General features: G+C 43.2%; 10 protein-coding genes. 8 read left to right on the plus strand and 2 right to left on the minus strand.

The genetic code is table 11. The features are described from left to right. The first annotated feature begins 114 nt into the window (after positions 1-114). The 6 genes from ndk to ACTTJ8_RS10655 all read left to right on the plus strand — a co-directional run bounded on the left by ndk (position 115) and on the right by ACTTJ8_RS10655 (position 5,248). Complete coding sequence (gene ndk, locus ACTTJ8_RS10630; protein ID WP_442715086.1) at positions 115-558, plus strand: nucleoside-diphosphate kinase; 444 nt, start codon at positions 115-117, stop codon at positions 556-558. Positions 559-700: 142 nt separating this feature from the next. After that, entirely contained in the window at positions 701-2,026 is a 1,326-nt protein-coding gene (ffh, locus tag ACTTJ8_RS10635; RefSeq protein WP_442715067.1) for a signal recognition particle protein, read from the plus strand. Between the two features lie 139 nt (positions 2,027-2,165). Then, positions 2,166-2,957 carry a hypothetical protein gene (locus ACTTJ8_RS10640; RefSeq protein ID WP_442715066.1) on the plus strand — a complete coding sequence of 264 codons (792 nt, stop codon included), beginning with the start codon at positions 2,166-2,168 and terminating at the stop codon, positions 2,955-2,957. A 124-nt stretch (positions 2,958-3,081) separates the two neighbouring features. After that, entirely contained in the window at positions 3,082-4,008 is a 927-nt protein-coding gene (locus ACTTJ8_RS10645; protein ID WP_442715065.1) for a transcriptional regulator, read from the plus strand. A gap of 62 nt (positions 4,009-4,070) precedes the next feature. Next, on the plus strand, positions 4,071-4,688 hold the full coding sequence (locus ACTTJ8_RS10650) for a chromate transporter (protein WP_442715064.1): 618 nt from the start codon (positions 4,071-4,073) through the stop codon (positions 4,686-4,688). Then, complete coding sequence (locus ACTTJ8_RS10655; protein WP_442718671.1) at positions 4,685-5,248, plus strand: chromate transporter; 564 nt, start codon at positions 4,685-4,687, stop codon at positions 5,246-5,248. Before ACTTJ8_RS10650 ends, ACTTJ8_RS10655 begins: the two co-directional genes overlap by 4 nt. 49 nt (positions 5,249-5,297) lie before the next feature. Here the strand turns inward: ACTTJ8_RS10655 and ACTTJ8_RS10660 are convergent, their stop codons facing one another. Further along, positions 5,298-6,044 (minus strand): copper homeostasis protein CutC, encoded by a 747-nt coding sequence (locus tag ACTTJ8_RS10660; protein WP_442718672.1) that lies wholly within the window; start codon positions 6,042-6,044, stop codon positions 5,298-5,300. Between the two features lie 141 nt (positions 6,045-6,185). Between ACTTJ8_RS10660 and lspA the strand changes: the two genes are divergently transcribed. Continuing rightward, a complete protein-coding gene (gene lspA / locus ACTTJ8_RS10665; RefSeq protein WP_442715061.1) occupies positions 6,186-6,740 on the plus strand; it encodes a signal peptidase II in 555 nt (184 codons plus the stop codon). After that, positions 6,741-6,980: a hypothetical protein gene (locus ACTTJ8_RS10670; protein ID WP_442715060.1), complete on the plus strand. Its 240-nt coding sequence runs from the start codon at positions 6,741-6,743 to the stop codon at positions 6,978-6,980. A 257-nt stretch (positions 6,981-7,237) separates the two neighbouring features. Here the strand turns inward: ACTTJ8_RS10670 and ACTTJ8_RS10675 are convergent, their stop codons facing one another. Further along, on the minus strand, positions 7,238-8,890 hold the full coding sequence (locus ACTTJ8_RS10675; RefSeq protein WP_442715059.1) for a hypothetical protein: 1,653 nt from the start codon (positions 8,888-8,890) through the stop codon (positions 7,238-7,240). Positions 8,891-9,000 lie beyond the last annotated feature (110 nt).

Below are 9,000 nucleotides of genomic sequence, written 5' to 3' on the forward strand. Positions count from 1 at the left end.
GCACCAATGCAACAGTCTTCAGAAACTGATATTTCTGAAGACTGTTGCATTTTAAAGAAGGTTTTGGGTATAATATTGTTTTGAACTATGGTATGTATCTTATGGGAGAAAATGATGGAACGGACATTTGTGATGATGAAGCCGGGTGTAGTACAGCGCCGGATTGCCGGAGAAGTGCTCAGCCGCTTTGAAAAAAAAGGACTGAGGCTGGTTGCCTTAAAGCTGATGCGGATTAGTCCTGAATTAGCAAAAAAACACTATGCAGAACATGCTGATAAGCCGTTTTTTGGCGAACTGGTACAGTATATTACTTCGGGACCTGTTATTGCAATGGCATGGGAAGGAGATGAGGCTATTGCTCTGGTTCGGAAACTCTGCGGCGCTACCAAGGTAGTGAATGCCGAGCCGGGAACCATACGCGGTGATTACGCGCTGCATACCAATATCAATATTGTACATTCTTCGGATTCTGCCGAAAGCGCCGCACGGGAACTTGGGCTCTTTTTTACGCCGGAGGAGTTTTTTGTGTGGGAAGATGGAAATAAAGACTGGTTTTAATCAACAGCTCCGACGCAAGCGTCGGTGTATTAAACCCTCTGCATGAATAAATCTGTTCGGAAACTTACGTTTCCGGACAGGTCTACTATAAACAAAACGATAAAACGCAAGCTCACCAGCTTGTCTGTAAGGAAAATAATCAATGCTTGAAAAAATTACCAATACGTTTAGCGGTATTGTCCGCAAAATAAGCGGAAAAGCAACTATAACCGAAAAAAACATTGAAGAAGCGGTTGAAGAGATAAAAATTGCACTGCTCGAAGCTGATGTTAATCTGCGGGTTGTGCGCCGATTTATCAATGCAACTATTGAAGAAGCAAAGGGAGAAACCGTATTAAAGTCTGTGAATCCCGGTCAGCAATTTATTAAAATCGTATATGACCGTATACTCGCCTTTCTTGGAGATGAAAAGAAAAGTCTTCAATTGAAAGGACCGGATACCCAGTCGGTTATCCTGTTCCTTGGTTTGCAGGGTTCCGGTAAGACAACCTCTGCTGCCAAACTTGCTGCCCGGCTGCAAAAAGAAGGGCGTAAGCCGCTGCTTGTTGCGTGCGACCTTGTCCGTCCTGCTGCTGTAGAACAGCTTTCTTCCCTCGGTGAACGTATCGGAATTCCGGTTTACAAAGAAGATACCAAAGATGCCGTCCGGGTTGCCCAAAATGCTGTCATTTATGCTCGGAAAAACGGACTTGATACTGTGATTGTTGACACGGCTGGACGGCTGCAAATAGACGAAGCAATGATGCAGGAAATTGCAGCGGTAAAAAAAGCGGTCAACCCGGTAGAAACCATTCTCGTTGCGGATTCGATGACAGGACAAAATGCTGCCGAGGTTGCTAAAACCTTTGATGAGCGGGCTGGGTTAACCGGTGTTATTTTAACGAAGTTTGACTCCGATGCCCGCGGCGGTGCAGCGCTCTCGCTGAAAACCGTAACCGGCAAGCCCATCCTGTATGTCGGTGTCGGCGAAAAAATCGAAGACTTTGAGCCGTTCTATCCCGACCGTATTGCCGGAAGAATACTCGGCATGGGTGATATTGTTTCGCTCGTAGAAAAGGCCCAGGAAAATATTGATGCGCAAGAGGCTGCCCGGCTGCAAAAAAAGATGGCAACCGAGACGTTTACGCTCTCGGATATGCTTGAACAGCTCGAAAATGTCGAGAAAATGGGGTCTTTAGAATCGATGCTGGAGATGATGCCGGGACTTGCTGGTCAAATTTCTGCTGAGGATATAGATAAAGCAGGATTCAAGCGGCAGAAGGCGATTATTCAATCTATGACGATTAAGGAGCGGGAAAATCATCATATGATTGGACCACCCCGCCGCAAACGGATTGCAAAAGGTTCCGGAACTTCTGTTTCTGAAGTCAATAAACTGTTAAAGCAATTTGAAAAGACCCGTCAAACCATGCGCAAGGTTGCCAAAAATAAAGGCTTACAGGCAAAGCTCATGGGGTTGATGGGGTAGATTTAGATATTTCCATAGGGAACCTCTAAAAATCTAACCGAGTTCTTAGAGATATCCCATAGTATGAATACTAAAAATGAAGGTACCCCAGTGTATCTTTTATATGATATGCCGGGACACCTTCCATAAGGAGACATACGTGTATACTATCAGAAAACTGCTGTTTTGTTCAATTCCCTGTCTATTTTATCTCACTGCTTGCAGTACCTTGCCTGATCAAGCGCTCTATACGGAGCCGATCGCGAAAGATATACGCATGAATACACTCAATAGTCAATTTGATGTGTCGTATAGCATTGACTGCTGTGTTATGCCGAAAAAAAAGAAGGATTTTTTGAGTTTGAATATCGAGACAATGCTCTATACCTGCCGTTTGAACTTATCGATCGATGACGGCATGAAGACCATTCTTGACCGTTTTTTTACAATCAGCGGTATGGCTGATATTCAAAATAAGCAGAACGGTATCCGGTATCTTGGGGAGACAACGCTGTTTGCTTATGCATTTTTTGAAAATACGGTTACACGGCTGATTGTAACAAGCAAGCTGCCCAATCATGTGCGTTTTAGCTTTTTTATGAAGGATGGAGAAAAGTATCTGCTGCTGGAAAGTTTTCACGTAAAAACACTGGACGGTTTATTAGAGATTGATGATGTGATCGACAGTATTCCGCTTCGATATGAAGATATTAAAAAAGCATATACATTCTTTACCGATAAAGAAGGATTGACTGCAATCCGGCAAAAGCAGCTGCTGATAGCGAAAGCTGCGAAACAAACCAAAAAAGAAGCTGAAAATACTGAAGCTGTTGTTATCGAGGCTGTCGCTCCTACTGAAGTACACGAGGCAGAAGCGGAGTCTGAGACAGATGCGGTTCATACGGATAAAGTATCTGATTCTGATATTCCGGAAGTGAAAAGAGAAGAATAGTCCGTTCATAAGTCTCTGTATCTCCGCGGTTGAACATTCAACATACAAAAGATACAGAACTATCCGTGAACGCTATGCCAATCTTGACAGTTTTTTCCTTATTTACTACCATCCTATTGAAGCTATGCAATCAAACATTTTCCAGTTTCAAGCACAAGAAGATTTTGTAAAAGCCCGTAATAAGGCATGGATCAACGATCTGCAAAATCTTATGAATCCTGACAAAAAGAAGCTGCTTTCTTTCAACGATGTAAAGAAAATATTGAAGCCGCAAAACGAGGTATATGCCGGACTGAAAGTTGTACCGATCAAGAAAATTGTCGGTAGTGAAGGCAGGTATAACGATTTTGACAACCGTTTTCTGCCTCGGTCTAATGAGCTCAAACAGCGGTGGATGAATGTTGATCAAGCGCATTTATCCGATGTTGTGCTGCCTCCTATCCAGCTCTATGAGCTGGGCGGGCTCTACTTTGTCCGTGATGGAAACCATCGGGTGTCGGTTGCAAAGGCGCAAGGGGTAGAGTTTATTGATGCCGAGGTTATTTCGTTGCAAAGTGAAATACAGCTTCCGGCGACTGTCCAGCAAGCAACTCTGCTTGAGGCGGTTATCACCTACGAAAAACGGGTCTTTTATAACGAAACTCATTTCGGCGATCTCACCGACTGCTGGGATCTGGATTTTACCGCTACAGGTCGCTATGACGTTATCTATAATCATATTCTTGTCCATAAGTACTTTATAAACGAACAGCAGAGTAGCGAGATTGCATTTACCGATGCACTTGTTTCATGGTATACGACGGTCTATCTTCCAGTCATTGCCGTGATAGAAAAATACCGGCTGCTTGCAGATTTTAAAAACAGAACTAAAAGCGATATTTATGTGTGGGTTGTTAAGCACTGGGACCGGCTCAAGCAGAAAAACGGAAATGACTATAGCTTAGATGCTGCGACCAAGGATTTCGTAAAATTAGAACAAGCCTCCCATGCAAAACACGGTTCGTTTTTTACGCGGTTAAAGGCATTGCTGCAACAATACCTTGCCCAATAACCGTGGAAAGGTGTTGACCTGGTATATGAGAATGAGCGCTCCGCACGAATAAGGAAATCAGCATGAAAGACGGATTAATACGCTATGTACAGTTGTTCACGGCTTTTTTTAAGATAGGGCTTTTTACCTTCGGCGGCGGAATGAGTATGCTGCCGATGCTGCAAAAAGAATTAGTGGAATCAAAGCAATGGCTTACAGAGGAAGAAATTCTCAATTACTTTGCAATCGGGCAATGTACACCGGGCATTATCGCAGTGAATGTTGCAACGTTTTGCGGCTATAAGCGTGCGGGTATCTCCGGCGCTATTGCGGCAACTATCGGGATTGTCTGTCCTTCATGGATTGTGATCACTATTATTGCCGGTTCTATTGCCCAGTTTTCTGAAATTGCCTGGATACAGCGCGCTATGAAGGGGGTGTATATTGCTGTTGCCGCACTCCTCACCCGTGCTGTCTTTACCTTCGGGAAAAAGATTGTTACGGATAGTGTTACAGCACTGATAGCTCTGGCAGCCTTTTTTGCAATGACGGTATGGAATATTTCCGGTATCTTTATCGTACTTGCGTCGGGCATTGTTGGTTTTTGTGCACAAATTATTAAAATAAAGAAAAAAGCTGCCGGCACTGCTCCAAAAGAGCTGTTGCAAGACGGCAAAACCGATGAGGAGGCACACGAATGACACTGACCGGTTTATTTTTTCTTTTTATGTATATCGGTCTTTCGACGATCGGCGGCGGTTTGGTTGCGGTGAGTCTTATGCAGCAGGAGCTGGTCGCCCGGTCTATTATCAGTTCGGAGCAGTTCATCGCTATGATTGCTGTCTCAGAATCAACTCCCGGGCCGATCGGGATCAATATGGCAACCTACATCGGGTACGAGTTGTACGGCATCTGGGGCAGTCTTGTTTTGACAACCGGCATTGTGTTGCCGTCTTTGATTGTGATCCTCATCATTGCACGATGTGCACAGTCGTTCCAAGATGCTGCATCGGTTAAAAATACTATGTATGGATTGCGGGCAGGCGCAGCTGGGATGATCGCCGCGGCAGCATGGAATGTACTCGCTGTTGCGGTATGTACATTACCGCTCTTTTACCGCACACGGCAATGGGCTGATATAATTGACTGGAAAGCAGTGGCGGTATTTTGCGGCTTTTGGATTGTGCAGATAATATGGAAGAAACTGCATCCGATTTTTTTAATTATCGCCGGAGCGCTGATCGGGGTGCTGCTTTTTTAGTTGCGGACACCCCTGGCGCAGCATAGATACGGTATCTTTTCAAAAATGCTTACTGTACTGTACCGATAATTTCCGTCATAGCGTTTAGATCGGCAGTTTCAAACCGGTCTTCCGGCGGATAGAGTGCACCGCCATAGTAAATCGCAGGATTCTGTGCAGTAGACGGTTCGGCAACGGCTTTTAATGCAGCAAAGTGAATTTGTGTAACACCGGTACCCTGTACCAGCTTTGCAGCATTCTTTTTTGTAATACCGCCGCCGGGCAATATCTCTATTCTGCCTTTTGCATGCTTTACCATGGCAGCAATAAGTTCCATACCTTCATACGCAGTAGGTTCCTGTCCGCTGGTTAATACCCGTGTAAAGCCAAGGTTTATCAATGTATCGAGTGCTTTTAGGGGATCCGGTACAACATCAATCGCCCGATGGAATACCTTTTCCCTATTCCCTGCAATGGAAATAAGCGCCTCGCAGCGTTTTTCGTCAATTGTGCCATCCCGTTTTAAAAAACCGAATACAATACCGTCTGCGCCGTTATCTACAAACAGGCGTGCATCCTCTTCCATTGTTTTAAATTCCGATGCAGTGTAGAGGAATCCGGCAGCGCGGGGGCGTACCATGGTCATCACTTTCAGTTTTGTGGCTTTTTTTACCAAAAGGAGTGAGCCGAGCGAAGGGGTTAAGCCTCCTAAAAACAAGGAGGAGTTGAGTTCAATTCTGGCAGCGCCTGCTTTTTCAGCTGCAATGGCATCATCCAAAGAGCCTGCACAAATTTCAATAGTAAGAGCGTTTTTCATACTTTTAGTATAAAACACCATACTCGAAAGGTCAACGGAATTGGTCAAAGAAGAAAGATGGTACTCATATCCTAAACGGAATTTCGATCTTGCTCTCAGGGATTTATAGACCTTTTAGCATAAAATGATTATACTATACAAATGAATGCGAAATCAAAAAAAGAGTATTTTTTACCGCTTATTTTAACCTTTATAGTGATACTAACTGATCAGCTGACAAAGTGGCTTGTTGTTCGGTCGATTGCACCGTGGTCGGTAGGTTTTACATTTTGGGGTGATTTTTTGCGGATTGTATGTGTGTATAATACGGGGGCTGCTTTTAGCTTAGGCAGTGGACTTTCCTCAATTATGCGTTTTATTGTGATGGCATGTATTCCTACGGTTTTTATCGGCGCAATTTGTGTGGTCTATTTTAGATCGGACTTTACCCATGTACAACGCTGGTTCTTATCGGCTGTGATCGGCGGCGGTATCAGTAACCTGCTCGATCGTTTTTTTAGGGTAGAGGGTGTAGTTGATTTTATTGATGTTAAGTTTTATGGTCTATTCGGGTTGGAACGATGGCCGACCTTTAATATCGCAGACTCTGCAATCGTAGTCGGTGCAGCGGGCTTGTTTATCATTATCATCATGCAGGAATACTACACTAAAAAGAAACAGAAAAATACTTCGGATATAGAACCTCATGAGGAATAAATGAAAAATATTATTCTCTTTTTACTTCTTGGGACATTGATTACGCTGATTCTTATTTTCGGCTGCAGTGCTCTTTGTGTTGCCGTTATTATTGTTCTTGCTAAATTTATTAACGCGGAAATTTTAAAAGCGTTGCCTTTCTCCGTGATTGTTGGAATGGTTCTTTCATTCTTCTTCTATGGCAAGATTATGAAAAAAATAATGAATAAATTCGGTGTAATGCATCCCCACAACAAATAACATACTTCTATCGATTATCCTGAGACGGAGGGAGTCTGTATAGTGTAAAAATTGAACACTATACAGCGACATGCCGACTCGAGGGTATCGATTCACTGACAACTAACACGCGATAACTATATGCCTCTTGTTATAAGCAGATTTAAACCTTATGTAGTCGGAAATGAGATCATACAGTGGTGTATTTTTTGCCGGCAACTCTAGTTTAGGGAGTTGCTAAGATGCTCCTTATGCCTAAATACACTCGATTAATAACATTAATAACCGTCGGACATTTGCCGGTTGAGGTCTTTTTGACAAAGTTCTTGATATACCGGCGCCCGAGTTTTTAGCTCATCTTTAATAGCTTTACTGAAAGGCATAAAGCGCCAGAATACGTTACGGACTTCTCTATCCAGCTTCTGGATACCCTCACTTTCTTTGTTCATCCAAAGGAGATAATCTTCGATAAAAAATTCTTTTACATCGCCTTTGAGTTTCTGAGCTTGAAACCATTGATAATAGTTACCGGTCAATCCCTCTTCCATCCAATAATATGATGCTTTTTCCTTCGCAACTTGCCAGCGCAAATCTGCAGTAGCGGTTAAAAGTGCATTCTTCAGATTTTTTGTATACATAGGAATAATGATACGACCACGGCTGGTAACTCGATTATAGCGGTCAAAAGGTTCCCAGCAAAAACCTATATCGCCATACGACGGTACTAATAGAACGAATGGCGGTATTCTATTGAGCTGTGACCGGTATTGACGGCAATATGCCTCAGGATCAACGCTTTCGATCCATTTCATAATGTGCAGTACATTTTCTCTTGTACCAATTTCATTCGGTAAAGAGTGAAAAAACTCTCTGGAAAGGATGGGAAAGTGATTACCTTGGCGGCCGCATGCCATTTTCACCATTTGGCGCACTGTATCAAGTTCAGCATTTACGTCGGAAACATTCAGCTCCCCATCACCGCTGGCATCTATTTTCTCTTGTAATGAACGGACATCTTCGTCAACACGCTGGTATTCATTGTAAAAACCTACCAGCTCTTTATCCAGCGAAAGGAGCCGCCGCAGTGCTTCACCGACATCATTTATTCCGCGTTTCTGAGTTTCTGTAAACGGAGCTTTTATCCCTGCAAATCCTGTAAGATTATCATGCATAAATAAGTCGTATAATTGATTTTTTATCAACTCTTCTGCACTTGTGCGCTCATCCGATTTTGCACGCAAAAGATTTTCTGCACTTTGCAGCTTTCCTTGTGCTTTATTGTAAAGTTGTTGAAAGTGTCCTGTAATATTCTTTTGCTTTGTACGTACCTCATCCGTTGAAGATGTATTTATTTCACCTGTTGCGATAGCTTGAAACCATTCGTCAAGATAATAAACCGGTTCCTTATAGGTATTCTCATCGATAATCTTTGCAAAGGTATCTTTCTGTGTAGCTGTCAGCAGGGTCGGTAAAAGAAGCCCATACCGCAGTGCATATCTTTTTTCGGTTGCTGATTCATCAGATGGAAGTTTGAGTACAAGCGTTGCAATGAATTGCCAATAATTTGTAAGAATCCGCTGCCGATACTCCATGCGATCCTTAGGATCGCGCGTTGTGAGGTATTTTGTCAGCATATTGTGTAAGCGCTGAGCCGTTTCACCGCAATTTTTTAATACGTGTTTATAAAAATCAGCTGAATCAAAATAGGTATGAGGTGTATCATTATAAAAATGTTCTATTTTAGGAAATTCTTTAACAGTTAAATCGACACGGCTTGCCGTACGCTCAGAGCTGCCGGAAGCTTCCGGTGCCGTTGATAGAAGAATATCATCTCCTAGATCATCGAAAAGGTCAAGCGACGGCGCTGAAGGCGCAACAGGAATATCTTCCAATAATGCAGCTAGATCAGGATCAAGATTTGATATATCCATATACGATGCCTTTCCTACCTTTTATCTGGATTATGTTTTGGATTGAATGATAATTTGGAGGTGAGGGGAATTGAACCCCTGACCTCTTGCATGCCATGCAAGCGCTCTAG

Source organism: Treponema sp. (genome assembly GCF_052169735.1).
Taxonomy (GTDB): domain Bacteria; phylum Spirochaetota; class Spirochaetia; order Treponematales; family Treponemataceae; genus Treponema.